The 24,854-nt window shown below is 59.5% G+C and carries 24 protein-coding genes; 15 read left to right on the top strand and 9 right to left on the bottom strand.

Going from position 1 to position 24,854, the window contains the following annotated elements:
- Nucleotides 1-78: 78 nt before the first annotated feature.
- From Q1A89_RS02865 to Q1A89_RS02855, 3 genes are all read right to left on the bottom strand, one after another.
- Entirely contained in the window at nt 79-825 is a 747-nt protein-coding gene (locus Q1A89_RS02865; RefSeq protein WP_299723465.1) for an SUMF1/EgtB/PvdO family nonheme iron enzyme, read from the bottom strand.
- Between the two features lie 17 nt (nt 826-842).
- Nucleotides 843-2,060, bottom strand: a complete 1,218-nt coding sequence (gene nirK / locus Q1A89_RS02860) for a copper-containing nitrite reductase (protein WP_299723462.1) — start codon at nt 2,058-2,060, stop codon at nt 843-845.
- A 64-nt stretch (nt 2,061-2,124) separates the two neighbouring features.
- Nucleotides 2,125-2,556 carry a pseudoazurin gene (locus Q1A89_RS02855; RefSeq protein ID WP_299723459.1) on the bottom strand — a complete coding sequence of 144 codons (432 nt, stop codon included), beginning with the start codon at nt 2,554-2,556 and terminating at the stop codon, nt 2,125-2,127.
- 157 nt (nt 2,557-2,713) lie between these two features.
- On the opposite strand from Q1A89_RS02855, the gene Q1A89_RS02850 reads away from it, so the two are divergent.
- A complete protein-coding gene (locus tag Q1A89_RS02850) occupies nt 2,714-3,433 on the top strand; it encodes a Crp/Fnr family transcriptional regulator (RefSeq protein ID WP_299723457.1) in 720 nt (239 codons plus the stop codon).
- Nucleotides 3,434-3,436: 3 nt separating this feature from the next.
- Here Q1A89_RS02850 and Q1A89_RS02845 read toward each other — a convergent pair whose 3' ends face one another.
- A complete protein-coding gene (locus Q1A89_RS02845) occupies nt 3,437-3,646 on the bottom strand; it encodes a DUF1858 domain-containing protein (protein WP_299723454.1) in 210 nt (69 codons plus the stop codon).
- Nucleotides 3,647-3,767: 121 nt separating this feature from the next.
- Here Q1A89_RS02845 and Q1A89_RS02840 point away from each other — a divergent pair, with 121 nt between their 5' ends.
- The 8 genes from Q1A89_RS02840 to Q1A89_RS02805 are packed head-to-tail and all read left to right on the top strand — an operon-like array spanning nt 3,768 to nt 10,602.
- The gene (locus Q1A89_RS02840) at nt 3,768-4,220 is read left to right on the top strand and encodes a cytochrome c (protein ID WP_299723451.1); all 453 of its coding nucleotides are present in this window, start codon (nt 3,768-3,770) and stop codon (nt 4,218-4,220) included.
- Nucleotides 4,221-4,241: 21 nt separating this feature from the next.
- Nucleotides 4,242-5,591: a cbb3-type cytochrome c oxidase subunit I gene (locus Q1A89_RS02835; RefSeq protein WP_299723448.1), complete on the top strand. Its 1,350-nt coding sequence runs from the start codon at nt 4,242-4,244 to the stop codon at nt 5,589-5,591.
- 3 nt (nt 5,592-5,594) lie between these two features.
- Nucleotides 5,595-6,389, top strand: a complete 795-nt coding sequence (locus Q1A89_RS02830) for a CbbQ/NirQ/NorQ/GpvN family protein (RefSeq protein WP_299723445.1) — start codon at nt 5,595-5,597, stop codon at nt 6,387-6,389.
- Nucleotides 6,390-6,394: 5 nt separating this feature from the next.
- Nucleotides 6,395-8,284, top strand: a complete 1,890-nt coding sequence (locus Q1A89_RS02825) for a VWA domain-containing protein (RefSeq protein ID WP_299723442.1) — start codon at nt 6,395-6,397, stop codon at nt 8,282-8,284.
- Nucleotide 8,285: 1 nt separating this feature from the next.
- Complete coding sequence (locus Q1A89_RS02820; protein WP_299723439.1) at nt 8,286-8,462, top strand: hypothetical protein; 177 nt, start codon at nt 8,286-8,288, stop codon at nt 8,460-8,462.
- Nucleotides 8,459-8,710: an NnrT protein gene (locus Q1A89_RS02815; RefSeq protein ID WP_299723437.1), complete on the top strand. Its 252-nt coding sequence runs from the start codon at nt 8,459-8,461 to the stop codon at nt 8,708-8,710. Before Q1A89_RS02820 ends, Q1A89_RS02815 begins: the two co-directional genes overlap by 4 nt.
- Nucleotides 8,711-8,743: 33 nt before the next feature.
- Nucleotides 8,744-9,937 carry an NnrS family protein gene (locus tag Q1A89_RS02810; RefSeq protein WP_299723434.1) on the top strand — a complete coding sequence of 398 codons (1,194 nt, stop codon included), beginning with the start codon at nt 8,744-8,746 and terminating at the stop codon, nt 9,935-9,937.
- A complete protein-coding gene (locus tag Q1A89_RS02805; protein WP_299723431.1) occupies nt 9,934-10,602 on the top strand; it encodes an NnrU family protein in 669 nt (222 codons plus the stop codon). Before Q1A89_RS02810 ends, Q1A89_RS02805 begins: the two co-directional genes overlap by 4 nt.
- A gap of 197 nt (nt 10,603-10,799) precedes the next feature.
- On the opposite strand, the gene Q1A89_RS02800 is transcribed toward Q1A89_RS02805, so the two are convergent.
- Together Q1A89_RS02800 and Q1A89_RS02795 are read right to left on the bottom strand one after the other, a co-directional pair.
- Nucleotides 10,800-12,464 (bottom strand): flotillin domain-containing protein, encoded by a 1,665-nt coding sequence (locus Q1A89_RS02800; protein WP_299723428.1) that lies wholly within the window; start codon nt 12,462-12,464, stop codon nt 10,800-10,802.
- 49 nt (nt 12,465-12,513) lie between these two features.
- Nucleotides 12,514-13,200 (bottom strand): YqiJ family protein, encoded by a 687-nt coding sequence (locus Q1A89_RS02795; protein WP_299723425.1) that lies wholly within the window; start codon nt 13,198-13,200, stop codon nt 12,514-12,516.
- A 149-nt stretch (nt 13,201-13,349) separates the two neighbouring features.
- Here Q1A89_RS02795 and Q1A89_RS02790 point away from each other — a divergent pair, with 149 nt between their 5' ends.
- Nucleotides 13,350-13,787, top strand: a complete 438-nt coding sequence (locus tag Q1A89_RS02790) for a helix-turn-helix domain-containing protein (protein WP_299723422.1) — start codon at nt 13,350-13,352, stop codon at nt 13,785-13,787.
- Nucleotides 13,788-13,827: 40 nt separating this feature from the next.
- Here the strand turns inward: Q1A89_RS02790 and Q1A89_RS02785 are convergent, their stop codons facing one another.
- Complete coding sequence (locus Q1A89_RS02785) at nt 13,828-14,730, bottom strand: LysR family transcriptional regulator (RefSeq protein ID WP_299723419.1); 903 nt, start codon at nt 14,728-14,730, stop codon at nt 13,828-13,830.
- A gap of 96 nt (nt 14,731-14,826) precedes the next feature.
- Between Q1A89_RS02785 and Q1A89_RS02780 the strand changes: the two genes are divergently transcribed.
- The 5 genes from Q1A89_RS02780 to Q1A89_RS02760 all read left to right on the top strand — a co-directional run bounded on the left by Q1A89_RS02780 (nt 14,827) and on the right by Q1A89_RS02760 (nt 20,913).
- Nucleotides 14,827-15,831 (top strand): TAXI family TRAP transporter solute-binding subunit, encoded by a 1,005-nt coding sequence (locus Q1A89_RS02780; RefSeq protein ID WP_299726054.1) that lies wholly within the window; start codon nt 14,827-14,829, stop codon nt 15,829-15,831.
- 70 nt (nt 15,832-15,901) lie between these two features.
- Nucleotides 15,902-17,821, top strand: a complete 1,920-nt coding sequence (locus tag Q1A89_RS02775) for a TRAP transporter fused permease subunit (RefSeq protein ID WP_299723416.1) — start codon at nt 15,902-15,904, stop codon at nt 17,819-17,821.
- Nucleotides 17,818-19,389, top strand: a complete 1,572-nt coding sequence (locus Q1A89_RS02770) for a sulfatase-like hydrolase/transferase (protein WP_299723413.1) — start codon at nt 17,818-17,820, stop codon at nt 19,387-19,389. The genes Q1A89_RS02775 and Q1A89_RS02770 overlap by 4 nt, the downstream gene beginning before the upstream one ends.
- A 131-nt stretch (nt 19,390-19,520) precedes the next feature.
- Nucleotides 19,521-20,756, top strand: a complete 1,236-nt coding sequence (fahA, locus tag Q1A89_RS02765; RefSeq protein ID WP_299723410.1) for a fumarylacetoacetase — start codon at nt 19,521-19,523, stop codon at nt 20,754-20,756.
- A gap of 31 nt (nt 20,757-20,787) precedes the next feature.
- Nucleotides 20,788-20,913 (top strand): hypothetical protein, encoded by a 126-nt coding sequence (locus Q1A89_RS02760; protein WP_299723407.1) that lies wholly within the window; start codon nt 20,788-20,790, stop codon nt 20,911-20,913.
- On the opposite strand, the gene Q1A89_RS02755 is transcribed toward Q1A89_RS02760, so the two are convergent.
- Nucleotides 20,910-22,451, bottom strand: a complete 1,542-nt coding sequence (locus Q1A89_RS02755) for an ankyrin repeat domain-containing protein (RefSeq protein ID WP_299723404.1) — start codon at nt 22,449-22,451, stop codon at nt 20,910-20,912. The genes Q1A89_RS02760 and Q1A89_RS02755 overlap by 4 nt on opposite strands.
- A gap of 441 nt (nt 22,452-22,892) precedes the next feature.
- Nucleotides 22,893-24,848, bottom strand: coding sequence for a bifunctional 2',3'-cyclic-nucleotide 2'-phosphodiesterase/3'-nucleotidase (locus tag Q1A89_RS02750; RefSeq protein WP_299723401.1), 1,956 nt, complete (start codon nt 24,846-24,848; stop codon nt 22,893-22,895).
- Nucleotides 24,849-24,854: the final 6 nt, after the last annotated feature.

Here is a 24,854-nt window from a genome sequence, read left to right as displayed (position 1 = left end):
ATGTGTGGAACGGCATCCGGATCGTCAACGTGTGACGGGTACTTCCGCCCGCGCGACACCGCCCATGTCCGTCAATCCTCAAACGGGCCGGTCACTCACAAGGCGCATGCCTAAATGTGCGGGAGGCGTTCCGACGGCGCACCCGCCCCGGGCCGGGTCGCGCACAAGATAGGACATTGCGGCCACGTGCTCTCCACCCACGAAAAAGGCGGGGCATCGGTCAAGAGCGCCACTGCGCGCGGTTCCGTTGTAGCATTCCATCGTCCATTCCCAGACGCTTCCGTCCAGATCGCCAATCCCCTCGGGTGAGATCGAAAAGCTTCCCTGGGGCTTTAGCGTGCGCGGTGCCAAACCTTCGACTAGGTAACTTGAGGCCCAGGTCAGCGAAGGGTCGGTGAACAACGGATCAGGCGCCTCTGGCAGGACAGGGGCTGCCATGACAGCCCATTCTCCGGCCGTCGGCAGGCGGAAATCACGCCCGGTCTTGTTGTTGATCCAGCGAACGTATTGCTGGGCATCGACATAACTCAGGCCCGTGGCCGGAGTGATCGAAGGGTTATGATCAGGCCGGGCGCGCAGGGTCAAATCACAGGCCCCGTCCGCTGCACAGGTGTTCCACTCGGCGATTGTCACCTCGTGACGCTGGGCATAAAGGGCGCGGCCATCGGGCAGGATGACCGGCTCTGCCGCCATTTCTGGCAGCAAAACGGGCTCGGGGTCGCGCTGTAGCAGAACGACCCCGAGTATGCCCGCCACCGCGAGGACCGCGACAACAAGTCGAAAGGAAAGCTTGTCGAATGAGGATCGTTTCGCGGCGGCGGTCACGGTCTTGCCCTCCCTGATCAGGTCTCAAAGGCGCGGGGTGCGACGACCTGTTCCATCAAGGCATTGTCCCACTGGCCTTCGACCACGACGTGGGCGGTTGCGCCAAGCATCACACCCTCGATCAGGTTGTGGTTGACGTAGGCATAGACGCCCGGCTGTTCGAAAGTGTACATCGCGGCCACAGCGCTGCCCCCGCGCACAAACCATGTTTCCATGTCCTGCAGCGGTGCATCGGTGAAGGACGATTCCCAGACATAGTTGCCGTGACCACCAATCAGGTGTGGGCGCGAATCCCGGTTGGCCTGATTGTGGATCATCAACACGGTCTCACCCACATTGGCCTTGATCGCGCCTTCGCCGGTGAGGGCGCCGACAGCGCCGTTATAGACCGAATGGGTCGGGATCAGGCCACGCATGACCTCCAGACTGTCGGCATAGTCGTCGCCAGCCGCCTCATAGGTCTTGAAGTCACCGTTTTCATCCTGGGGCAGATAGTAATCCTGCTCACCGAAATAGGCGATGCGGTCATAGCGCAGCGGATTGCCGTCCTTGTCCTTCAGCCCGTCGCGCGGCAGCACCATGATGGCGCCGTTCATGCCGTGGGTGACGTGATAGGGGATCATGTCGCCGCCGGGCGCGCAGTGATAGGTGAAGCATCCCGGTTTTGTCGCTTTCCAGCGCAGCATGCATTCCTCGCCGGGATAGACGTGGGTCAGACCCCCGCCGCCCAGCGCGCCTGTGGAGGCGTGAAAGTCGATGTTGTGTTCCATCACCGAACTGGTGGGGTTGCGTAGGGTCAATTCGACCATGTCGCCTTCGTGCACGATGATCAGCGGGCCGGGGACCGAGCCATTGTAGGTCAGCGCCCACACGCTTGCGCCATTGTCCTCGTCGACAACCATCAGGCGCTCTTCGGTCTCCATGGTGATTTCGACGATCTTCGGACCACCGGTCGCGACCTGTTCATGCTCTGGCGCGAATGGGGGCGCGACAAGCTCTTGCTTGACCCGGGTGTAGCCGCTGAGGTCCGCCGGTTTGGCATTGCTGTCCGCAGCTTGCGGGTCGGCCGCCTTGTAAAGCTTGGACGATGCCGCGTTGATCCCGTCCATTTTCGGGGCGCGGGTGGCCGACATCGCGGCGGCACCGCTCATTGCGGCGGCACCTGCAAGTACGCTGCCCCGCAACACGTTGCGACGGCTGGTCTTCATGAGACCTGGATTGATCAGTTTGGTCATTTTTCCCTCCTCCAGGGATTGAGTGCGGCTGCGGGCATGGCGCCCGTCAGTCATTGAAATGCGGTCAGAGATTTTCAAGCTGGGCGTCGAAACGCGCCTTGGCTCGGGGTGGCACCCGGCCTTCAAAGAAGGTGTCGGGCACTTCTGCGTCGCCGACGGCGATGGTCATCACCATGCCCATGGCAAAGTGCGGTTTGCAGATCACGCCATATACGCCTTCCTCGGTCAGGGTGACTTCGATCTCTTCGTTGATCTTGCCTTTGAAGGCGTCCGCGCCGTCGGGCAGCATTCCCTTGCTTATTTCGGCATTGTGGCCCTTGTCAGCGGCGATGAACTTGATCGTGTCGCCGGGTGCGGCCTGAATAAAGGCGGGTTCGAACACCATGCGCTCGCCGTCCGATCCCTTGTTGAGCATCTGGACCTCGAAGGTTTCGGCAAAGCCGGCGCTGCCGACGAGGCTGGCCAGTGCGAGACTTGCTGTGAATGTGCGGATCATTGGTGCTTCCTTTCAGATCGCCATTGTTGTTGACGCGGAGAATAAGGCTTTGCCGCGCCGCAACGTTGCGCTGGGACAAAGAAGCGCGATGTTCCGCACCGATCTGTTTGGATAGATTTTCGTGGCTTTCACACATTGCGCTGTGACAAGCTTGGGTATGAACGAACAACCCGTGCGCAAAACCTTGCCGCAGCTTGATGAAAGCCTGCTGAAGCATCTGCCGCCCTTTTCAAAGCTGGACCGGCGCCAGATTCGCGCGGTGCTGGATCAGGCGACGTCGCGCAGATACGAGGCCGGACGCACCATTTTCGATGAAGGTGCGGAGGCGGGTCGATTCTTTATGCTGCTGGACGGGTATGTCCGCGTGGTGCGCGTCACCCCGACGGGCGAGCAGGTCACGGCACTGCATATCCCCGCCGGTCAGCTCTTGGGGATCGCACGCGCGCTGGGGCGCGACACCTACCCCGCCACAGCCATAACGGCCGCTGAATCCATCGTGCTCAGCTGGCCGATGCTGCTTTGGGACAGTTTCGTGGCCGACTATGACGGCTTTGCCAGCGAGACCTACAAGACCGTCGGCAACCGTGTCGGCGAAATGAACGACCGCATCATCGAGATGGCCACACAGCAGGTCGAACAGCGCGTCGCAAATGCCTTGTTGCGGCTGATCAACCAGACGGGGCGCAAGGTGGCAGACGGGATCGAAATCGATTTTCCCATCACCCGTCAGGATCTGTCAGAACTGACAGGAACCACGCTGCACACGGCAAGCCGGCTGTTGAGCGCGTGGGAAAAGCAGGGCCTTGTCGAAAGCCACCGCAAGCGGATCAAGGTGCTGAACCCGCATGCCCTTGTGGTGCTCAGCCAGGGGCACTAGGCGCTATACCCCTGCCGAACGCATCAGTTCGGCCAGAAAGGCTGCCTCGTCCAGATCATATTCGTGACAGGCATCCATGATCGTATGAAACGGGCTGATCAGACAACCGACGCATAACAGCTTGTGGCGGTTGAACACTGCGATGGTTTCTGGCCACTGGGTCATCAGCTCAGACAAGGGCAGTTCGGGGTCGTCCAGTCTGGGTCGTGGCATCGCTCTCTCCTCGTGAATCCACTCTAAGGCATCAAAACGTCTGAACGTTGCGCTGGCACAAACTCCTGTGGCGTGCGGATCGCTAGACCTCTGGCATCCCGAATTCCAAGGAGGCCGATCCATGGCGGAATTTCTGACAAAATCGCGGGCGCGAAACATCTTCTACGGAGGCTCCATATTTTTCGTAGTGGTCTTTGTGGGGATGACCGTCCACTCGCACAAATACGTGGTCGAGGTCTCGACCGCAGGCATGCCGCTGAGCGAAGCGGTGATCCACGGCAAGCATGTGTGGGAGCGACACTCGTGCATCAACTGTCACAGCCTGCACGGAGAAGGCGCATATTTCGCACCCGAACTTGGCAATGTCATGACGCGCTGGGGGGTGCTGGACGCGCCCGAAGACGCCTTTGAGATTCTCAAGGCCTGGATCGAAAGCCAGCCCACCGGCGTCGAAGGCCGTCGCCAAATGCCCAAATACGAAATGACAGACGAGGACATCCGCGGTCTCGCGGAGTTTTTGCGTTGGGCCGACCAAACCGACACCCAGGGCTGGCCGCCCAATGATGCCGGCTGAACCGCAACACAGGAGAACACCATGAAATATCAATCACAAAAAGTGGCTTACTGGTACTTCCTTGCTGCGATGGCGCTGTTCGGCATTCAGGTGCTGGGCGGGCTGCTCGCCGGTTGGATCTACGTCTCACCCAATTTTCTGTCCGAGATCCTGCCGTTCAACGTGATCCGCATGATCCACACAAATGCGCTGATTGTCTGGCTGCTGCTGGGCTTTTTTGGTGCTGCCTATTTCCTCATCCCCGAGGAATCCGAGCGTGAAATCTGGTCGACCAAACTGGCCTATCTTCAGTTGATCATCCTGCTGGTGGGCACGTTGGGCGCCGTTGGCAGCTACCTTGTCGGCATTCACGGCGGGCGCGAGTTTCTCGAACAACCGCTTTGGGTCAAGTTTGGCATTCTTGTTGCCGCGCTGATCTTTCTGCTGAACGTGTCAATGACCGTGCTGGCCGGGCGCAAGACTGCCGTCACCGGGGTGCTGCTGATGGGTCTGTGGCTGCTGTCGCTGCTGTGGGTCTTTGCCTTTATCAACCCGGACAACCTCAGCCTCGACAAGATGTATTGGTGGTTCGTCGTGCATCTCTGGGTCGAAGCGACCTGGGAGTTGGTGATGGCCGCCATCCTTGCCTTCCTGTTGCTCAAGCTGACAGGCGTGGACCGCGAGGTGGTTGAAAAGTGGCTCTATGTCATCGTCGCCACTGCGCTGTTCTCGGGCATCCTTGGCACCGGTCACCATTTCTACTGGATCGGACTGCCCGGATACTGGCAGTGGGTCGGATCGATCTTTTCGACCTTCGAAGTAATCCCGTTCTTTTTGATGATGTCCTTTGCCTTTGTCATGGTCTGGAAGGGCCGCAAGAACCACCCCAACCGGGCGGCACTTTTGTGGTCGCTCGGGTCCAGCACGGTTGCGCTCTTTGGCGCCGGTGTCTGGGGGTTCCTGCACACCTTGCACGGGGTCAACTTTTACAGCCATGGCACGCAGATCACCGCGGCCCACGGGCACCTCGCCTTCTATGGGGCCTATGTGGCGCTGAACCTTGCGATGTTCACCTATGCGATGCCGATGCTGCGGGAACGCGCTCCCTATAACCAGGTGCTGAACATGGCATCCTTCTGGCTGATGACGGGCGGCATGGCCTTCATGACCTTTGTGCTGACCTTTGCAGGCACCATCCAGACGCACATGCAGCGGGTCATCGGCGACTACTACATGGAGGTGCAGGAAAGCCTGTCGATCTTCTACCTGATGCGCTTTGGCGCGGGGGCGGCGGTTGTGCTGGGTGCGCTGTTGTTCATCTATTCCATGCTTGTGGTCCGCAAAAGCGAGGTCATCACCCCCGGCCCTGCAGCCTCGGTTCCGGGAGAGTAGGCCATGAACATCGCCACCACACCGAAACTGCCGTTCTATCAGGCAACGGGGCGCGAGTGCGACCTGTTCGAGACGGCCCACGACAACGGCTTGCCCCTTCTTCTGAAGGGGCCGACCGGCTGCGGCAAGACCCGCTTTGTCGAGCATATGGCGGCAAAACTGGGCCAGCCGCTTTATACCGTGGCCTGCCATGACGATCTGTCGGCGGCTGATCTGATCGGGCGATACCTGCTGAAAGGGGGCGAGACGATCTGGGTGGACGGCCCCCTGACCCGCGCCGTGCGCGAGGGCGGGATCTGCTATCTCGACGAGGTGGTTGAGGCCCGCAAGGACGTCACCGTTGTCCTGCACCCACTGACGGATACACGCCGCACCTTGATGATTGACCGCACGGGCGAAGAACTGGTTGCCCCCAAGGATTTCATGTTGGTGGCCAGCTACAACCCCGGCTACCAGAACGTGCTGAAACGGCTCAAACCCTCGACCCGTCAACGGTTCCTGTCGATCTCTTTCGACTTCCCCAAGCCGGAGACCGAGATCGCGGTGGTCGCCCGCGAAAGCCGACTGGACGCGGACCGTGTTGCGCCGCTGGTCCGGCTGGCCGGGCACATCCGCAAGCTGTCCGGCATGGATCTGGAAGAAGGCGTGTCGACTCGTCTGCTCATTTACGCGGCCACTTTGATGGCCGGTGGCATGGGCGTTGATCAGGCGCTTGAGGCGGCGGTAATTGAACCGCTCAGCGACGAGGCAGACGTGCAGCAAGCGCTGCGCGACCTTGTCTCCACAATCTACGGATAGGCACGATGCGTCTTCTCGACCTCATGGAACCCGAGGAAACCGTAGGGAACCTCTGGCATGACATGGCCCGCGGGATGGGACAGGCGATCACCTATCCCGAGACCGGGATATTGCTATCCTCGGTCCGACCAAGTCTTGCCGTGCTGTTTCGCGCGCTTGGCGGAGCCGCCGGGGTCGAACTGGCCGAAGCGCCCGTGACCTTGGCGCAGCACCGACGCCCACTGCTTCGCAAGCTGGGGGCCGAGCGGGATCAGGAATGGGTCGCCCGCTTTGATGGCGAACGACTTGCGCTGCCACCCGTCATCGCCACCTTTCCCGAAGCGGAGTTGAACCGGGCCGCCTATTTCTGGCTGACCGCTTTGGCGGCTGTGTCTGATCCTGCCGAGATTGACCGGTCGGCCACCGGACCGCGTTTCGATTGCGCACAAATCCATGCCAATGCAACGGCGGCGGCACGCGTTTATCGCATCTGCCCGGGCTTGCGCGATGCCTATGACCACATGGCTGCGCGCTGCCTGTCCGCACGCCCGGATGTGGTGCGCCCAACGCAAGAGGCCGCGATTGAGCGTGCGATCCGGGACCAGCTTGGCGGTGAGATCGACAGGCTTGAGTTGGACACCGCCCCGGCGCGCGGTTTCATGCCCTTTGCCCCGGTGCCGATCTGGTTGCGCTTTGCCGCGCCGGGCGCGGGGTCCGCCGCGTTGGACAATGAAGAGGGCGAGGCCCCTGCCCCGCCGCCCGATGCCGCCCATTCCAAACGCAAGCTCGGTGCGCGCAAGGACCAGGATCAGCACAATCGCAAGGACAGCTTTATCATTCACCGCTTTGAAGCGATCCTGTCCTGGGTCGAGTCAATGAACATCAATCGCAGCGTGGATGACGACGATGACGAGAACGCCCAAAAGGCTGCCGACGATCAGGACCAGATCACCCTGTCAAAACAGGATCGAAAGGTGGCAACCCGTCTGCGCCTGCATCTCGACCTGTCCCCTGCCGATGCCGACCACGAGGCGATCGCCGGTGAACATACCTACCCCGAATGGAACCACCGATCGCGCAGCTATATGGATGCGCATTGCCGTGTACTCGACGCACCTGCCGTGCCGGCAAGCGGGACCTTTGTGCCAAATGAACGCCGGGTGCGCGCGGTACGCCGCCAATTCGAGGCTCTGCGCCCCCACCGCATCCTGCAGCCACGCCAGATTGACGGGACCGAGCTTGACCTTGATGCGTTGCTGACCGTGCGTGCTGACCTCGCAGCCACGGGGCGTGGGAGTGACCGCATCTGGCAATCCGCCCGCGAAAGCGAGCGCGATGTGTCGGTGGCCTTTTTGATCGACACGTCCCGCTCGACCGAGGCGGCCATTGGCGACACATCCGTGATCGAGGTGGCGCGTGAAACAATGGCCGCTTTGGCAGGCGGCATCGACGCAGCGGGTGATCGCTGCGGCATCTGGGGGTTCTCGTCGCTGCGGCGCGACCGCGTGTTCCTAACCCGATGCAAGGCGTTCGACACCCCGATGACATCCGAGATCACAGCGAATATCGGCGCGCTGCGGCCGGGGCACTACACGCGTCTTGGCGCCGCGATCCGGCATGTCAGCGCCCAGCTTTCCGATGAACCCAGCGCGCGCAAGCTGTTGATTGTGCTGACTGATGGCAAGCCCAATGACCTTGATCACTACGAAGGCCAGCACGGAATCGAAGACAGTCACATGGCCGTCCGCGAGGCCCGCGCCGCGGGCCAGAGCCTGCACGGCGTCATTATCAACGAAGACGGGCAGGACTGGTTTGCCCGCATCTTCGGGCGCGGCGGGTTCACCCTACTCCCCAATCCTGAGCGCCTGCTGAGGGCGTTGCCGGACCTTTATCGCACCCTGACCCAGGAGACCTGACATGCGCGTTTCAACCACCCTTTTGGCCCTGCTGGTCGCATCGCCCGCACTCGCCGAGGCATACAACCGGCCCATCCCGCAGGCGCAATCCGCCACGGCTGAATTCTGGTACGCCGTGGCCTGTCTTGGCTTGGTGGCGTCCATGGCGCTGGTGCACTGGCTGGTGTCGCGCAGATGATGCGCGCCGGGTGGTCAACGCGCCGCATTGCCCTGACCCTTTATCCGTTCGGAGCCGGGGCGGCCGCGGTGAACGTGTTCTTTGCCTCACTGATCCTGAGCTGGATCGGCGGCCCTGTCCTGTCAACCAACCTGTCAATTGCTCTGGGCTGCATCATCGGGCTTCCCGCGACATGGTATTTTGCACGGCACATCCGTCAACTGATGGATGTCGCAGATGGAGGAGCGGTGCGTGATCGACACCATTGAAAACCGCATGCGCGCGGGCAACGGAGATACCTGATGGCCCTTTCATCGGCAGATCAAATACGTGCCTGGACGGGGCCTGCGCTTTTCAGTTTCGGGTTCCGCCCGTTCTTCCTGTTTGGCGCGATGTGGGCGGTTGTCGCGATGCTTTTGTGGTTGGCGAGTCTCGTTGACGCCATCAACCTGCCCACGCATTTCGATCGTGGGTCATGGCATGCGCATGAGTTTCTGTTTGGCTATCTTGGGGCCGTTCTGGCGGGGTTTCTGCTGACGGCTGTGCCGAACTGGACCGGGCGATTGCCGATGGTTGGCTGGCCGCTGGCTGCCCTTCTTGCGCTTTGGATCGCCGGGCGAATTGCTGTTCTGTTCTCAGCGATACTGCCTTTCGCTGTGATGCCTGCGCTCGACCTCGCCTTTCCGCTGGTCCTTGGCGTGGTGATCCTGCGCGAGATCGTGGCGGGAAAGAACTGGCGCAATCTGGTCGTTCTGGCACTGTTGGCCATGTTCACGCTGGCCAATGGGTTGTTCCATCTGGAGGCGCTGAGCGGCGGTTATGCTGCGCAAGGTTACGGGCTGCGGTTGGGCGTTGCGACGGCCATCATGATGATCTCCGTGATCGGCGGGCGGATCATTCCCTCATTCACCCGAAACTGGCTGGCGCGCATGGACAAGGCCGCGCGGCCCGCACCGTCGATGCAGGGCTTTGACAAGCTGGTACTTCTGTTCAGCATCGCCATTCTGGCGCTCTGGGTGCTGCAGCCATTCGCCAAGATGACCGGTGCCGGGTTGCTCGCGATGGGCTCCCTGCACCTTGCGCGGCTCCTGCGCTGGCAGGGTCATCGCACGTTGGCCGAGCCGCTGGTCTGGGTGCTGCATGTCGCCTATGCGTTCCTGCCCTTGGGTGCATTTGCGCTTGGTTTGGATCAGGTCATGGGCAGCCCGGGCACCGCTGGCGCGCAACACCTGTGGATGGCCGGAGCCATCGGAACCATGACACTTGCGGTGATGACACGCGCGACCCTCGGACATACGGGGCGCGAAGTGGCCGCGGACCGCGCGACTGTCGCGATTTTTCTATGCGTGATCGGAGCGACCCTTGCGCGGCTGTTCACATCCGTTTGGCCGGAAGCAAGCCATTTCGCTGGTATTCTGTGGTTGGCAGCCTTTGCCGGGTTCTTGTTGGCGTACGGACCGGCCTTGTGTCGGCCCAAACGTAAGGCCACCGAATGACGTGGGCAGGGTTCGCCGCGGTCTTTGTCGCGTTTTTCCTCACGCATTCGGTGCCTGTGCGTCCTGCCATCAAGGCGCGGATGGTGGCCCGGTTCGGTCAGCGCGGCTTTGCTGTGGGCTATTCCACCCTGTCGCTTGGCTTGCTGGCACTGCTGATCTGGGTGGCCGGGCACGCGCCATATGTCGAGCTGTGGGCGCAAATGCCCTGGCATCGCCATGCCGTGCATCTGGGCATGTTCGGGGCTTGTCTCATCCTTGCTTTCAGCCTTGGCCGCCCCAACCGGTTTTCCTTTGGCGGCGCACGTAACCAAAGCTTTGATCCCGCCCATCCGGGTATCGTCCGGGTCTTTCGCCATCCCGTTCTGGCCGCTCTCGCGATCTGGGCGGGGCTGCATCTGTTACCAAATGGGAATGTGGCGCATGTCCTGCTGTTTGGTGTTCTGGGCGGTTTTGCCCTTTTGGGTCGCGGTCTGATCAACCGCCGCAAGCGCCGTGAAATGGGTGACGATGTGTGGAATGATCTGAATAGCGCGGTTGCCAATGCGCCGTTGATGGCAAGGCCCACGTCCTGGAGTGGCTTTGCACTGCGCCTTGCTGTTGGCCTCGCAGTGTTCGCAGCGCTTATGTGGCTGCATCCCGATGTCGTCGGAGTCTCCGCCCTGTAAATCAGTGTGGTGACGGTGCACCAGTTACCGATCAGAAACCTACTTTGGCTGAATGTGAAAGTCTTGACACACACCAATGCTCACAAGGTCAAAACCCCCGGACCCAAAAGGAAAAATGGCCCTCACTTTCGTAAGAGCCACTGCAATCCTTTTGACATCTGCCCCGCCTTTCGACAGCGGGGCACGGCGTTTCCGCCTTAGGCGTCTTTCGTATCAGCGGCAGGTGTTTCGCTGTCGTCATTGGCCGGGGGAACATCCATCACGTCATTCACGACGCCGCTCAGACCGTTTTCGAGGCTCACGCCCAGCTCTTTGCCAAGCGCCTGCATGGCGGGCATCTGAAGAGCCATGCCAAGGACCGAGTCCAGGGCCTGGTTCACCGGAGTTCCACCCGATCCACCTTTATCAGAGCCGCCCATACCGCCCATGCCAGTCACCTGATGGATCTTGATCGAGTCGATCTTCTCAGCAGGTTTGACCATTTCGGCAATGATCGCTGGCATCGCTTCCAACTGGGCAAGCCGGATCTTCATGGCCACAATCTCGGCGCTCAGCTCGTTCTCGGAATTCGCGATAGCCGTCTGACCCTCGGCGGTTGCAAGCATGTCCGCTTTCTTGGCCTCAGCGCGCACGGTGATGGCGTTGGCATCGGCTTGCGCCTCTTCCATCTTGGCGGCGGCATAGTCACTTGCTGCATCTTTTTCCGCCTGCGCAGACAGACGAATGGCTGTGGCTTGGCGCTCGGCCTCTTTTTCGGCCTCGATCAGGGCGATCCGTTTGATACGCTCGGCCTCGGCAACGGCGCGGGCCGTTTCGATGGCTTCGGACGCTTTCTTGGCCTCGGCGCGGGCGTTGTCGGCAGATGCGCGGGCCTGGCTTTCCTCTTCGGATTTGCGGGCCACGATGATCTGACGTTCTTGATCAGCGACCTCCAATTCGCGTTCCTTGGCGATTTCGGCCTCGCGAATGGAACGCTCGCGGGCAATCTCGGCCTCGCGCACCGCCTTTTCGCGCTCAATACGCGCCTCGTCTTTGGCACGGTCGGACGCTTCCTGATTGCGCGCGATCTGTGCTTCCTGCTGGGCCTGCAGGGTTTGGATTTCCTCGATTTGCTTGATCTCGGCCTGCTTCTGCTCGCGCTCGATCTGGTATTTCCGCTTTTCGGCCTCCATCTCGGACTGCGCGACAGAGACATCCGCCTCGGCGGTGATCTCGGCCCGTTCCTTGCGTGATGTCGCAATCACGGCGGCCAGTTTCTGCATACCGACCGCGTTAAAGGCGTTGTTTTCATCCAAAGATTCAAATGGCGTCTGGTCCAATGCCGTCAATGAAACTGCCTCCAGCTCCAACCCGTTTTTCAACAGATCTTCCGAGATCGCATTTTGCACTTCCTGAACAAAGCTGGCGCGGTTCTCATGCAACTCGTCCATTGTCATCTGGGCAGCCACGGCGCGCAGACCATCGACCAGCTTACCCTCGATCATCTCGCGCAATTGATCGACATGAAAGGTGCGATCGCCAAGCGTTTGGGCCGCACGGGAAATCCCATCTTCGGTCGCATTTACCGAGACGTAGAATTCCACGCCCACATCAACGCGCATCCGGTCTTTGGTGATCAGGGACTGTTCGTTCACGCGCGACACTTCGAGGCGCAGCGTTTTCATGTTCACCTTGGAAATCTCATGCAGGAAAGGCACGACAATCGTCCCCCCATCCATGATGACCTTGCGCCCGCCCGACCCGGTTTTCACCAAGCTGGTTTCACGCGTCGCCCGCTTGTAAAGGCGAGCCATGATCAGGCCGATAAAGACCAGAAGGCCTACAATGACAGCAGCAACAGTTACGATGGAAATCAGATCCATTGGGAGTCTCCTTGAATTATTACATAGTACAGTGGTCAGAAAACAGGCGTCAGATCACAAAGAACTTGTCGCCGCGCTTACGGATCAGGGTGACATCAGTGCCTTGCGCAAAGCTGTCATCATCATGCAGTGGTTCGACCCGCAAGTAATGAATATTGCCGTGTCTGTCCTTGATCTTCACCTCGGCAGGTTTGCCGCGCGAGGCCGTACCTTGGGTGATCGTCCCGTGATATCCGCCAAGATTGCGGGCCCGCAGCGCAGTCGTCTGCGTCTTTGGCATCAGCAGCGCCACCCAGTTTGCAATGACGCGTGTCACGGCCAAGGCAGGGACAAAGGCAATTGCGCTCGCGATGAGCGCGGGCAATTGAAAGCCCAGGGTGCTCTGCATCGCAGATTGCAGGATAAGGCCGGACAGACCGAACATCGTCAAAAAGGAAACCAGCCAGATCAGGATGGGCACGTCGCGGGCGCCAATCCATGTAAAGATCCCCCCGGAGGAGACCTCGGTTTCCGGCATATCCACGCTGTCAAAGCCATCAGCCAGATCGGCTCCGGCGTCGATTTCTGCTGAAAAATCAAAATCCATATCGACATCAATGTCCGGGGCATCTGTTCCGACACCAAGGATTGATCCGCCAAGCAGCGCAGTAATTATTTCGAGAACGAACAAGCCCGCCACGACCGCAAGCGCGATGGAAAACGGAAAGTTGCCCGAAGAAGTAAGAAGTTCGTACATATTCAGCCTTTCACCAATTATCTAACATATCTTGACGTAGATTTGAAGTATTTCTATGCATTTTTTTCTGTTTGCGAATTTTTTTATTTTCGATATGGTAGGTAAACCCATACATAAATGACCGGCGAGCACCCAAAATGCCCGACTTCATGGAACAAAGACGTCTCACCCGATTGCTTGATCGGGCGGCAAAGCAGTTTGCTGAGGTTGAAGCGCCGCGAAAGGGCTGGATCGCAGGTATGCGCCAAGCCCTTGGGATGTCGGCGGAATATGTGGCGCAGCGCAAGGGTGTCAGCCGAAATGCGGTGTACCAGGCAGAGCGCAGCGAGCAGGAAGGGGCTGTTTCGCTCAAGCAGATGGAACAACTGGCAAGCGCGATGGGTGGGACGTTTGTCTATGCGATTGTCCCCAATGGCCGCATTGACGACATGAAATACAAGCATGCGCGCGCCAAGGCCGTCGAGATGTTGCACCACATTGAAGATGCGGCGTCGTGGTCAAAAGATGATCGCCACGACTGGATCGATGACAAGGCGGCAGAGCTGCTGCACGATATGCCAAGCGACTTTTGGGAAAGCGCGGACTGAGCGCCGACAGTCATCTCCCTCCCCACATTGGCATCTTTGCTCAGGACACCGCGACTCTTGCCTTGAGCAACGCCAGAAAGGTTTTCACAACCGGATTGGTTGGCATATTGGCGCGCTGGATGGCGCCAAGTGGTCGGTGAAACTGCGAATTCTCATATTGGAGAAAGACCAGCTTGTCCTCGAGATAGGGGCCGGTTGTGGCGACCGGCATGGTCGAGATCAGGTCTGTCGAGGCCACGATTTCCAGCGCGGAACGGATCGAGTCTGTTTCACAAGCGATGCGCATGTGATGCACGCCGGATGCAATCATGGCGGCCTCGGTCTGTTGGCGCAAAAGGCTGCCACGGGAATGGGCCAACCAGCGATGTTGCATCAGGTCAGAAGGCTTCAGGGGAACGGCCCTGGTCAGCGGATGGTCGGCCCGGCAAATGATGGCAACGCGGTCATCAATCAGCGGAACAAAGTCCAGCTCGGCCACCGGGTCAGCCGCGCTTTGCGGGCCGAACACCATGTCGACCTGACCCCGTTCGAGCATGCTGCGCAACTCGTTCACAAGGCCGGTGCGCAGTTCGACGACGCATTTTGGATGCATGGTGAGGAAGTCCGAAAGCGTATCCGTCAGAAATCGACCCGAAACAATGGGCGGCGCACCAATCCGCAATTGACCGGCAGAGCCCCCCGCCGCGAGCGATGCGAGGTTTTCGGCCTGTTCTTCCGCCACGCGGATGGCGAGTCCATTGCGGGCGAGATGGAGACCCAGATCATTGGGCACCGACCTGCGCCCGTCCCGGACAAAGATCGGGGCACCCAGACGATCCTCCAACGCACGCATGTTCCGGCTGAGCGCTGGTTGTGTCAGCGCCAACCGGTCCGCCGCCCCCTGAAACGAACCGGTTTCGACAATAAGAGAGAGTTGCGCGAGGTGCCGTGGATCTAGTTTCATATCATTTCGTTATGATTGATCGTTCAATTTTGATTATACGCGATGAAATGCACTTGTTAAGCTATTCTCGACAAGAGGGAGGACTTCGTCGTGAAAATGATAAATCTAAAGCGGTTGGCCGTCGCAGCTTCGGTCGCGATTGCCATGCCATCACTCGGCTCGGCCGAGATTTTCAAGGGTGAGACAGCAGGCGTGGGCGATCCCGTTCACACCATGTTCGTGGCCTTTGCCAACCAGGCAGGCAAGTCGGACGTTGAAATTCAGGTCAACGCCGGTCAAACGCTGACAAAATCCATGCTGAAAGGGGCCAAGGGAGAGATCGCCTTTTTCTCAAGCGTGCCATCGCTTGTGAACCTCATGGCAGGTCAAAAGCGCATGTATGAAAAGGTCGAGGGCGCGCCCGAACTGGCCAAGAACATCCGCGCAGTTCTGGGCTTCAAGGCAGGCGCCTATCACCCGGTCACACTGGCCGGATCAGGCATCGAAAACTGGGAAGACATCAAGGGCAAGACCGTCTTTACGGGTCCACCGGCGGGATCGGCTTCGGCGACCTCTGAGGCGCTGATCAAGATTATCACCGGCTATGTGGCTGGCGAAGACTATCAGGCAGTCCGACTGAGCTGGGGCGAGGGCTATGCGGCCCTCGCGGACGGCAAGATCGACATGATGGTGCGCCCCGCCGAAATCGGGTCTGCCAACATCGAACGCTTTGGTCTGTCGGGCGAGTTTCGCGTGTTGTCGATCCCAGGCGACAAGGTCGAAGATCAGGAAATGCAGGCACTTTTCGGACGTCCGGGACGCGGGATGATGACCTTTGACGGCGGCGTCTACAAGGGTCAGTTGACAGGGGGCGAGATCACAGCACTGGGGTTCACGCAGTTCGTGGGCACCCATGCGGGCGTCTCTGATGACATCGTTTATGCCGCGACCAAGGCATTTTGGGAGAATCTCGATGAGGTGCACGCCACGGCTTTCTTCCTCAAGGAAGTGACGCCCGAGAGCGCATTCACCTCGGTCAATGTCCCTCTGCACCCCGGGGCCATCCGCTACTACGAAGAGGCCGGATTCTCGATCCCCGACGCACTGCGTCCGGGCTCCTGAAGGCAATCCGCCTGACAGAGGCGCACTACTAGCGCCTCTGTTTCTCTCATCTCAACAGAAAGACACCGTCATGACCGATGCGGCCTCACCTGCCAGCGTCCCAACCCGCGTGTTTGCGCTGGCGTCCGCCTTTGCTTGCCTCGCCCTGGGAATGATCACCCTATACAGTTCGGGCGTTGGACTGATTGATCCCAAATTCCACCGGGCCGGAGGTTTCGCGCTGGCGCTTGTTGTCGGCATCGTGGCCTCGCAAAGACGCCGCCTTGCCGCTGGCAAGCCATTGGGCGCGGTTCAGCTTGCTGTTGATACGGTTCTGCTCTTGGCCGGGTTTTGGTCGATCTGGTCGTTCCATTTTGTGCAGACCGAAATGGAAACGGCACTGTATGACGTGACGACGCGGGATGCCTGGCCGTCACTTGCCGGCCTCGTTGTCTTTCTGGAATTGTGCCGAAGGCTTTGGGGCTGGGGGCTGTTTGGGGTCGGAACCTTTGGCGTTTTGTACCTGCTCTTTGGGCAAAACCTGCCGGGCATCATGGCGCATTCCGGCTTTTCACTGAAAGAGGTCGCCGAGGCGCTGTGGTATAACACAAACAAGGGCGTCTTCGGCTCAATCACCAATATCGTTCTGAGCACGGTTTTCATTTTCATCATTTTCGGTGTGTTGCTTGAGGGCACGGGCGCGGGTGATACCCTGTTGAAATTCGCCTTTCTCGCCACCCGACGCACACGTGGTGGCCCGGCGCATGCAGCGATCCTCGCCTCGTCCATGTTTGGCACGATGTCCGGCTCGACGGTTGCCAACATTGTCGGCACCGGAACCTTCACCATTCCGATGATCAAGAAACGCGGCTTTTCACCCACGTTTGCCGCCGGAATCGAGGCGACCGCGTCTTCGGGCGGGCAAATCATGCCGCCCATTATGGGCGCTGCAGCCCTTGTCATGGCCGACCTCACCGGGGTTGGATACCTGAATATCATCGTCGCAGCCCTTTTCCCGGCGCTGTTTTATTATTTCAGCCTGTTCTCGGCTGTCACGGTCGAAGCGCGGCGGCAGGGCATCGAAGTCCAACCTCTGACCATGGACGACCGCATCACGCGCACGGACATCATCAATTCCGTGATGTTTGCAGGGCCCATTGCCGTGGTCATCGGCTCGCTTCTTGCCGGGCTGTCTACATCGGCGGCGGGTTTCTATGCGGTTGTGGTGCTTTTGGCACTGTCCATCGTCAACGCCGAGGTCCGGAATGACCCGATGCGCTTGTGGCGCTCCTTTTTGAAAGGGGCAGAGTCCGGTGCGACGCTCTTGATCGCGATTGCTGCAATCGGCATTCTCGTCGGCTCACTCGACTCCACGGGTCTCGGCTTGAAACTGGCCAATGTCATTGCGGACATCCGCGGGGAAAGCCTGTTCTCGGCACTTCTAGTTGCCATGGCTGGCGCGTTGGTTCTGGGTATGGGCATGCCGACATTGCCTGCATACCTGATCATCATTCTGGTGATGGGGCCGGCGATTCAGGCCCTGGGGGTTTCGATGCTGACGGCCCACATGTTCGTCTTTTACTATGGCGTGGCCTCGTCCCTCACACCGCCGGTGGCCATTGCGGCATATGCGGCGGCCCCCATCGCCGGGGCAAACCCGTTGATGACCGCGTTCATGTCGTTCCGGCTGGGCATGGCCAAGTTCATCATTCCTTTCATCTTCGCCTTCTACCCGACGATCCTGATCATCGAGGAATTCAGCCTGTTCCCGTTCCTTTGGATCGTGGCGCGGACATGTTTCTGTATCTGGCTCTTTTCTTCGGCCTTGTCTGGCTTTGACCGACGCAAGCTGTCCCTGCCCGAGATTGTGCTGCGCTTCGGCATTGCCTTCACCTGTCTGGCGACGGCACCGATGATCCACCTGCCGGCCATCGCCGTGGGCATTGCGCTGATCCTGTTCGATCTGCGCGCCGCGCGGCCCATCAGCCCGGATAAAGGAGCGGTCACATGACAGATCGCCCCAACTTCCTCTTCATCATCACCGATCAGCACAGGGCAGATCATCTGGGCTGTTATGGCAACCCGGTCGTGAAGACGCCGCATATCGACAGCCTGGCGGAAAAGGGCACGCAATGGGACCGGTTTTATGTGGCCAACCCCATCTGCATGCCCAACCGGGCGTCGATCATGACGGGTCGGATGTGTTCGGCACATGGCGCGCGGCACAACGGCATTCCTCTGTCCAAGGACCATACGACCTTTGTCGAACTTCTGCGCGACGCCGGGTATTCGACCGGGCTGATCGGCAAATCGCATCTTCAAAGCTTTACGGGCCTGCCAGCCACCACCAAGTTCGCGCCCAAGGACGGGCTGACCGTACCGTCTGAACACCTGCGCGATGCCTACAAGAACAACCGCCACTCATCGGACTATGACCTTGAGCTGACCCCCAAATGGGACCGCCCCCTCGCCGATCGGCTGGAGGGCGATTTCTACGGATTTTCCCATGTCGAAGTGGCGGCGGACCATGCGGATCAGGCCTCTGGCGACTACCTTTTGTGGGCACGCGAACAGCGCGCGGATTTCGACACGCTTGTCGGCCCGGAAAATGCGCTCCCTGACAATCGCATCGACGCACCGCAAGCCTGGCGGACGGCAGTTCCCGAAGAGCTCTATTCGACAACCTGGATCGCCGACCGATCCGAGGCGTGGTTGGCCGAGCAAGCCAGATCGGATGCGCCGTTCTTTTTGCAAATGTCCTTTCCGGACCCGCACCATCCGTTCACCCCGCCGGGCAAATATTGGGACATGTACGATCCCGAGGCGATCCGCCTCCCTGCGTCTTTCGGGAAGGGAGCACTTCCCCCCATCAAGGCCATGCACGCCGCGATGGAGAACGGTACGGACCCGCGTGACAATCAAAATCCGTTTGCCGTGACTGAAGACGAGGCGCGCGCGATCATTGCGCTGACCTATGGCATGATCACGATGATCGATGACGCGGTTGGTCGGGTGCTGAAACAGCTCGAAACGCTGGGACTGGCGGACAATACGATTGTCATCTTCACCTCTGATCACGGCGATTACATGGGCGATCATGGTCTGATGCTAAAGCTGCTGCTGCACTATCAAAGCATCATCCGTGTCCCCTTTCTGTGGCATGATCCGACACGGCCCGTGACCTCGGTGCGGCGACCCGATCTGGCATCCTCCATCGACATCTCTGCGACGATCCTTGCGCGTGCGGGCATCCAGCCTTTCAACGGGATACAGGGGCGCGACATGTTCGGTGACGAAGCCCCCGAAGCGATTGTTGTCGAGGAAGACAGCCAGCGCATCATGACGGGATTTGAGCGTCCGCAGCGCGTGCGCACCCTGGTGACCGACCGTTATCGCATGTCGCTCAGGCAGGGTGAGGATTGGGGCGAGCTTTATGATCTGAAGGCCGATCCGGACGAGCTGGATAACCTTTACGATGTACCTGAGGCGCATGGCACGAGGGCCGCCCTCACCGAAATCATGCTGCGCCGCATGATCGAGTTGCAGGACCGCGCGCCATTGCCAGCCTATCGCGCCTGAGGCGACGGTCTTTCGAGTTTTGGGCCTGTTCCATGCCGCGGTTCTGACCGAAATCAAATCGCTGCTCGGGGATGTCGGCCATCAAATGGACGTCCCCCAGAGCAAGCCAAGCACCAATTGAGGAAACACCGATGAGTGAACTAATGAAAAGCTGGGTCGAGAGCGCCAACAGCCCCGAGACCCCTTTCCCGCTGAACAACCTACCTTATGGCGTGTTTTCGACCAGCGACACCGCCCCCAGATGCGGCGTTGCAATCGGCGATCAGATCCTCGATGTCAGCGCACTGGAGGCGAACGGTTTGCTCTCTTTCGGCGGCAGCCTCAGCGGCAGTTCCTGGAATGCCTTCATGGCACTGGGACAGGACAGCTGGGCGCGTTTGCGGCAAGAATTGACCACGTTACTGGAAGACGGCGCGCCAAACCGGTCCGTGGTCGAGGCCCATCTTGTTCCGCAATCGCACGCGACGCTGCACATGCCGTTCGAGGTCATCGAATACACCGATTTTTACGCCGGGAGGCACCACGCGACAAATGTAGGGACGATGTTCCGCGGGGCCGAAAACGCTCTGCCGCCCAACTGGTTGCATATACCGATCGGATATAACGGACGTGCGTCATCTGTGGTGGTGTCCGGCACAGAAATCACCCGCCCTTGCGGGCAACTTAAAGGGCCAGATGACGACGCACCGCGTTTCGGTCCATCCCAGCGGTTCGACATCGAGTTGGAAATGGGAGCGATTATTGGCCAGCCCTCATCAGGCCCGATCAGCGTCGATACGGCCTTTGCCAATATCTTTGGCTACGTGTTGCTGAACGACTGGTCCGCGCGCGACATTCAGGCGTGGGAATACCAGCCGCTTGGCCCGTTTCAGGCCAAGGCAACGGCCACAACGATCAGCCCCTGGATTGTCACCGCCGCCGCGCTCGAACCATTCCGCGCATCCACCCCCGCGCGTGAAAAGGAACTGCTGCCTTACCTGCGTGATACCGGCCCCATGCTTTATGACATCAACCTTGAGGTCGGCCTGACACCGGATGGCGGTCGCGAGACCATCGTGGCGCGCACCAATTACAAAGAAATGTATTACTCGGCCGCCCAACAGCTTGCGCATCACACAAGCTGCGGCTGTCCGATGCGGGTTGGTGACTTGCTTGGCTCTGGCACGATTTCGGGACCGGAAAAGGATAATCGCGGCTCGTTTCTGGAAATCAGCTGGGGTGGGAAAGAACCGATCACGCTGGAGACAGGCGAACAGCGGAGCTTTATCGAAGATGGCGATATCCTCTCGTTGAACGGTGCGGCAATGGGCGACGGGTATCGCATCGGCTTTGGCCCCTGTGACGGGCGTATTCTTCCGACCGCGTGAACGCTTCGCGCGCCGTGATGAAGGAGACCGAATGAATGACACTCCTCCGGCAGTCATCGAAAAGCTGCGCGTGCTTCTGATCGACATTACCGGGGGACCGCCAGAACCGCTAAGATGTGGTCCGATCTTTGACGAACCAGTTTGCGAATTGCCCTAGCCAACACCGCTTTCAACAACTTGATCGGGGTGTTGCTCGGCCCAGTCTGACAGGAACTCTGCAATATCGTCTTCACCCGCAAGTTCGATGGCCCGACGCGGCAACGGCACGCCTTCCTCCAATGCAAGATGCAAGCAATCGACGTAGTTCCGCTCATGTCGCTGTGGGCAGTTCTCTGATCCATGCAGAATTGTGGACAACAGCGTGCCGCCATAGCTGTTCATGTGCGTCAGATCAGGTTTCAGGGACAGGAAATAGGCCATCACTTCGGGAAGGCCCTCCCACCCGGCGACCTGAACCGGGGTCAGCCCTTCGGTATCCGGTCGATCATATTCAACGCCAATCGAAACAAGACGTTGAACGTGCTCGAGTTTGCCCGGGATGTGCAGGATCATCCGGATGATGTTGCGGTATGCCTCAGGTATCTTCTCTGGAACCGCGATGAGGCCGGATGAGGCACCCTCTGCGGCACTGGCAAGCAGAGCTTCCATGTCGCTGAGCGTGGTGTCAGCGCCCGCTTCTGCAAGTCTTTGAGCCAGAGCGTGGTGTCCAAACACCCGTGCGTAGGCATAGGGCGTTGTGCCCTCATAACGACGATTGGGGTCGGCACCATTGTCGAGTAGCAGGTCGACCATATCCATCTTGGACATCCGCCGCGCGGCCTGGTGCAACGCTGGAACGACCCAGGGCGCCTCGCCGCCCACATGGGTCCCATCAAACTCATCAACCCGCGCGCCGTGCTCCAGCAGCATTTGAACCGCCGCCGTGTCGTGGAAGTCCATCGCGCGCAAAAGCGCATTGGTTCCCTTGGGATCGGCGCCATGGGACAGCAGCATTTCCAACCCGTCATGATGGCCCAACTCGGTTGCGTGATAAAGGCTTTCTCCGTCATTCGGGTCTGCGCCGTTCTCCAGCATCCAACGCCCCAGCGACATGTTGTTGGCGTGCCCGATGGCAAAGTAGAGTGGAGAAAGCCTGTAGTCGTTCCCGTCATAGATCAGTGCGCCAAGGTTGATATCTGCGCCGTGTTCGAGCAGCGCGCGCGCGATGTGCAGCATGTCTTCGGTCAAATCGGGTTTGTGATGAATCCACTTGGATCTTGCGAGGACCGTCAAAGGCGGTGCTTGGTTCCCGATGAGCTGCGTTGCGCGGTCCGGTGCATCGTTCAGCGCCTCGATCACGTCCGATTTGAGATAGAGACCAAGGCAAAGCCCAAAGTCGCCCTGTGCAAGATCAGGCGTATCTTCCAGCAATCGATCGGCGACTGTGAACTGACCATGGCAAAGCGCCATTTTCAAACGCTGACGCTTGGCCGCCATATCCATGCCGAACATATCCGCGGCGAGTTTAAGCGCGGGCCATGAGGGAAAACTGTTCTCTCGGGCAATGACGTGAAGGTAGTCGGCGTATTTCAGGGCCGTTCCAACCGGCCGGGGTCGATAGGTGGCGACGCGTTGTTCTGCGCGGAGTTCGCCCTCCTGATGCGCTTTGCGCAGAGCTTTGGCGTCACGGCGGAGTTGTTTCAGGGATTTTGTCATCGGATCTCTCACTTCTGGCTCGCAGGTCCGCTGGGTCGAGCATGAGACAACCGAAAAAGGCGTGTCAGTTTCTGATTGGGCTGCCGATGACGGCTTTCCGCGGACCTGGATACTTACCCCGAAGCATCGCTAGGGTATGCGAGGATGTGTTCCGGTTCCAGCCTAAGTTTTCACCGATGCCAACGATCTATTGGAAATTTTTATGAGGCTTTGGAACACGCCCGAAATCCGGAACCAATACCCACTAAGAACACTATTAAACCAAAGCCTACAGGGAGCTTTGAGCACGAACCTCACACGCTGAAAAAGCACAGTCTCGAGGTAGGAGTGCGCACAGATGCGCGCAAGGCGGCCACTCAACGTCACTCCAAGAATGGCCGCTTGCTGTTCTAAATCCGCTCAGAGCCTGAGCGCCGAGAAATCCCTGTTACCGGTCTCTCCTCACAAAGCGATACGGAAGCGGGCAAAACCGTCCGGGCCTTCGCCGGCTGCTTCGATGTCCGCGTCGACCTGATCAAGATAGGCTTTGGCGGCGGGCCCTGTGTCGAAGAGGACAGTCGTGCCCTCCATCGGAGCAAATGACCAGTTGCTGTCCGCACGCGGGCTGATTGTGCCCTTTTCGACGATGTAGCGCACAATCACATCGCGGTTGGTGTCCGGTCCCTCGAAGACGGTCGTGTCGGGGCTGGCCCCCGGGAAACTGCCGCCGCCGCCGGCGCGGTAGTTATTTGTTGCGATGATGAATTCCGCATTCATGTCCAGCGGCGCGCCATTGTAGGTCAGGTTGACAATCCGGCTGGCATTCTCGTCCAGCAACACGCCTTTTGGATCATATTTCGAGGGCTGTGACAGGTCGATCTGGTACGCGACGCCGTCAATCACATCGAAGTTGTAGCTCGGAAATTCCGGGTTCAGCAGCACAACGTCCTGCGCGCCGGGCGTGACCTGATTGAAGATTCCGGCAGAGCGTTCCAGCCAGTCCTTGACCTGCTGTCCTGTCACACGCACAGCGCGTGCGGTGTTCGGATAGAGATACAGATCAGAGACATTCTTGATCGCTACATCTCCTTTGGGAACATCGGTGAAATACTCAGGTCCCCCGCGCCCACCGGCCTTGAAGGGGGCGGCGGCCGACAGAATGGGCAGACCTTCATGCTCTGTCCCTTTCATCATCTGCTCGATGTACCAAAGCTGCGCGATGGACACGATCTGAACCGAAGGATCGTCCGCGACCAGCGCAAAATAGCTGTGCAGCGGCGCGTCAGTCTTGCCCACGGCCCGGCGCACATAGGTCAGAGTCTCGTCATGTTCGGCCTGCGCGGACGCCAGAACAGTCGCATCACTTTCGACCAGTGCCGACGTGGAGCGATCCTCGTTGCGTTTCGAGATAGGACGCGCTTCGGACACTGCAGACACGACACGCCATTCATTGCCGCTTTTTTCGACAAGCAGGTCAATCAGACCCATATGGCTGCCCCAGAAACCGCCCATCGTTGCAGGCGTGCCCATCAGCGTGCCCGCATCCACATCCGCTCCCGCGAAATCAGCATAGCCGGGCGACGGGAACACGAGGTGGCTGTGCCCGGTCAGGATGGCATCCACACCGTCGAGCCCCGCCAAGGGAACGGACGCGTTTTCCATACCGTCACTGGCATCCGCCGACCCGATACCCGAATGCGAGAGCACGACGATGATGTCTGCCCCCTCTTCCTTCATCTGCGGGATATAGGCCTTGGCGGTCTCAAGGATGTCACGCGCCTGCACCTTGCCCTCCAGGTGACGCCGATCCCAATTCATGACTTGCGGCGGCGTGAAACCGATAAGGCCGACCTTGATCGGCTGCTCTGCGCCGGACCCGTCGGTCACTTTGTGGTCCAGGATGACGTAAGGCGGGATCAGAGTCTTGTCCTTGGTCGGGTCACTGCCAAGCTCCAGAGCCACGTTGGCATTGACCACCGGGAAATCCGCGCCCGCCAGTGACTTCATCAGGAAATCGAGGCCGTAATTGAACTCATGGTTGCCCAAGGTCGAGGCATCATAGCCAAGCATGTTCATCGCCTGGATGATGGGATGCGTGTCCCCGTCTTTCATGCCCCGTTCATAGGCGATGTAATCGCCCATTGGATTGCCCTGCAAAAAGTCACCATTGTCGATCAGCAGTGAGTTTGCAGCCTCATCGCGGACCGCCTTGATCAGCGATGCGGTACGGGCCAGTCCCACGGTATCGCGCGGTTTGTCAGCGTAGTAGTCATAGGGGAACACGTGCACATGCAGGTCGGTCGTTTCCATGATGCGCAAATGCGCCTGATTGGTGGCCGCATTCGCGGAAAAGGGGTGCAGAGCGACAAACCCTGCGGTGCTGGCGAGAAAACTGCGGCGGTCGAGTGTGAATGACATGATTCT

It is taken from the genome of uncultured Tateyamaria sp., from assembly GCF_947503045.1.
Classification (GTDB): Bacteria; Pseudomonadota; Alphaproteobacteria; order Rhodobacterales; family Rhodobacteraceae; genus Tateyamaria.
Note: the sequence above shows the minus strand (reverse complement) of the source record. Positions and strands in the feature narration are given on the sequence as shown.

Excerpts from the sequence above, each read along its gene's own strand:
- nirK (WP_299723462.1), bottom strand. The coding sequence starts at position 2,060 with ATGACCAAACTGATCAATCCAGGTCTCATGAAGACCAGCCGTCGCAAC.
- Q1A89_RS02855 (WP_299723459.1), bottom strand. The coding sequence starts at position 2,556 with ATGATCCGCACATTCACAGCAAGTCTCGCACTGGCCAGCCTCGTCGGC.
- Q1A89_RS02850 (WP_299723457.1), top strand. The coding sequence starts at position 2,714 with ATGAACGAACAACCCGTGCGCAAAACCTTGCCGCAGCTTGATGAAAGC.
- Q1A89_RS02845 (WP_299723454.1), bottom strand. The coding sequence starts at position 3,646 with ATGCCACGACCCAGACTGGACGACCCCGAACTGCCCTTGTCTGAGCTG.
- Q1A89_RS02840 (WP_299723451.1), top strand. The coding sequence starts at position 3,768 with ATGGCGGAATTTCTGACAAAATCGCGGGCGCGAAACATCTTCTACGGA.
- Q1A89_RS02835 (WP_299723448.1), top strand. The coding sequence starts at position 4,242 with ATGAAATATCAATCACAAAAAGTGGCTTACTGGTACTTCCTTGCTGCG.
- Q1A89_RS02830 (WP_299723445.1), top strand. The coding sequence starts at position 5,595 with ATGAACATCGCCACCACACCGAAACTGCCGTTCTATCAGGCAACGGGG.
- Q1A89_RS02825 (WP_299723442.1), top strand. The coding sequence starts at position 6,395 with ATGCGTCTTCTCGACCTCATGGAACCCGAGGAAACCGTAGGGAACCTC.
- Q1A89_RS02820 (WP_299723439.1), top strand. The coding sequence starts at position 8,286 with ATGCGCGTTTCAACCACCCTTTTGGCCCTGCTGGTCGCATCGCCCGCA.
- Q1A89_RS02815 (WP_299723437.1), top strand. The coding sequence starts at position 8,459 with ATGATGCGCGCCGGGTGGTCAACGCGCCGCATTGCCCTGACCCTTTAT.
- Q1A89_RS02810 (WP_299723434.1), top strand. The coding sequence starts at position 8,744 with ATGGCCCTTTCATCGGCAGATCAAATACGTGCCTGGACGGGGCCTGCG.
- Q1A89_RS02805 (WP_299723431.1), top strand. The coding sequence starts at position 9,934 with ATGACGTGGGCAGGGTTCGCCGCGGTCTTTGTCGCGTTTTTCCTCACG.
- Q1A89_RS02800 (WP_299723428.1), bottom strand. The coding sequence starts at position 12,464 with ATGGATCTGATTTCCATCGTAACTGTTGCTGCTGTCATTGTAGGCCTT.
- Q1A89_RS02795 (WP_299723425.1), bottom strand. The coding sequence starts at position 13,200 with ATGTACGAACTTCTTACTTCTTCGGGCAACTTTCCGTTTTCCATCGCG.
- Q1A89_RS02790 (WP_299723422.1), top strand. The coding sequence starts at position 13,350 with ATGGAACAAAGACGTCTCACCCGATTGCTTGATCGGGCGGCAAAGCAG.
- Q1A89_RS02785 (WP_299723419.1), bottom strand. The coding sequence starts at position 14,730 with ATGAAACTAGATCCACGGCACCTCGCGCAACTCTCTCTTATTGTCGAA.
- Q1A89_RS02780 (WP_299726054.1), top strand. The coding sequence starts at position 14,827 with ATGATAAATCTAAAGCGGTTGGCCGTCGCAGCTTCGGTCGCGATTGCC.
- Q1A89_RS02775 (WP_299723416.1), top strand. The coding sequence starts at position 15,902 with ATGACCGATGCGGCCTCACCTGCCAGCGTCCCAACCCGCGTGTTTGCG.
- Q1A89_RS02770 (WP_299723413.1), top strand. The coding sequence starts at position 17,818 with ATGACAGATCGCCCCAACTTCCTCTTCATCATCACCGATCAGCACAGG.
- fahA (WP_299723410.1), top strand. The coding sequence starts at position 19,521 with ATGAGTGAACTAATGAAAAGCTGGGTCGAGAGCGCCAACAGCCCCGAG.
- Q1A89_RS02760 (WP_299723407.1), top strand. The coding sequence starts at position 20,788 with ATGAATGACACTCCTCCGGCAGTCATCGAAAAGCTGCGCGTGCTTCTG.
- Q1A89_RS02755 (WP_299723404.1), bottom strand. The coding sequence starts at position 22,451 with ATGACAAAATCCCTGAAACAACTCCGCCGTGACGCCAAAGCTCTGCGC.
- Q1A89_RS02750 (WP_299723401.1), bottom strand. The coding sequence starts at position 24,848 with ATGTCATTCACACTCGACCGCCGCAGTTTTCTCGCCAGCACCGCAGGG.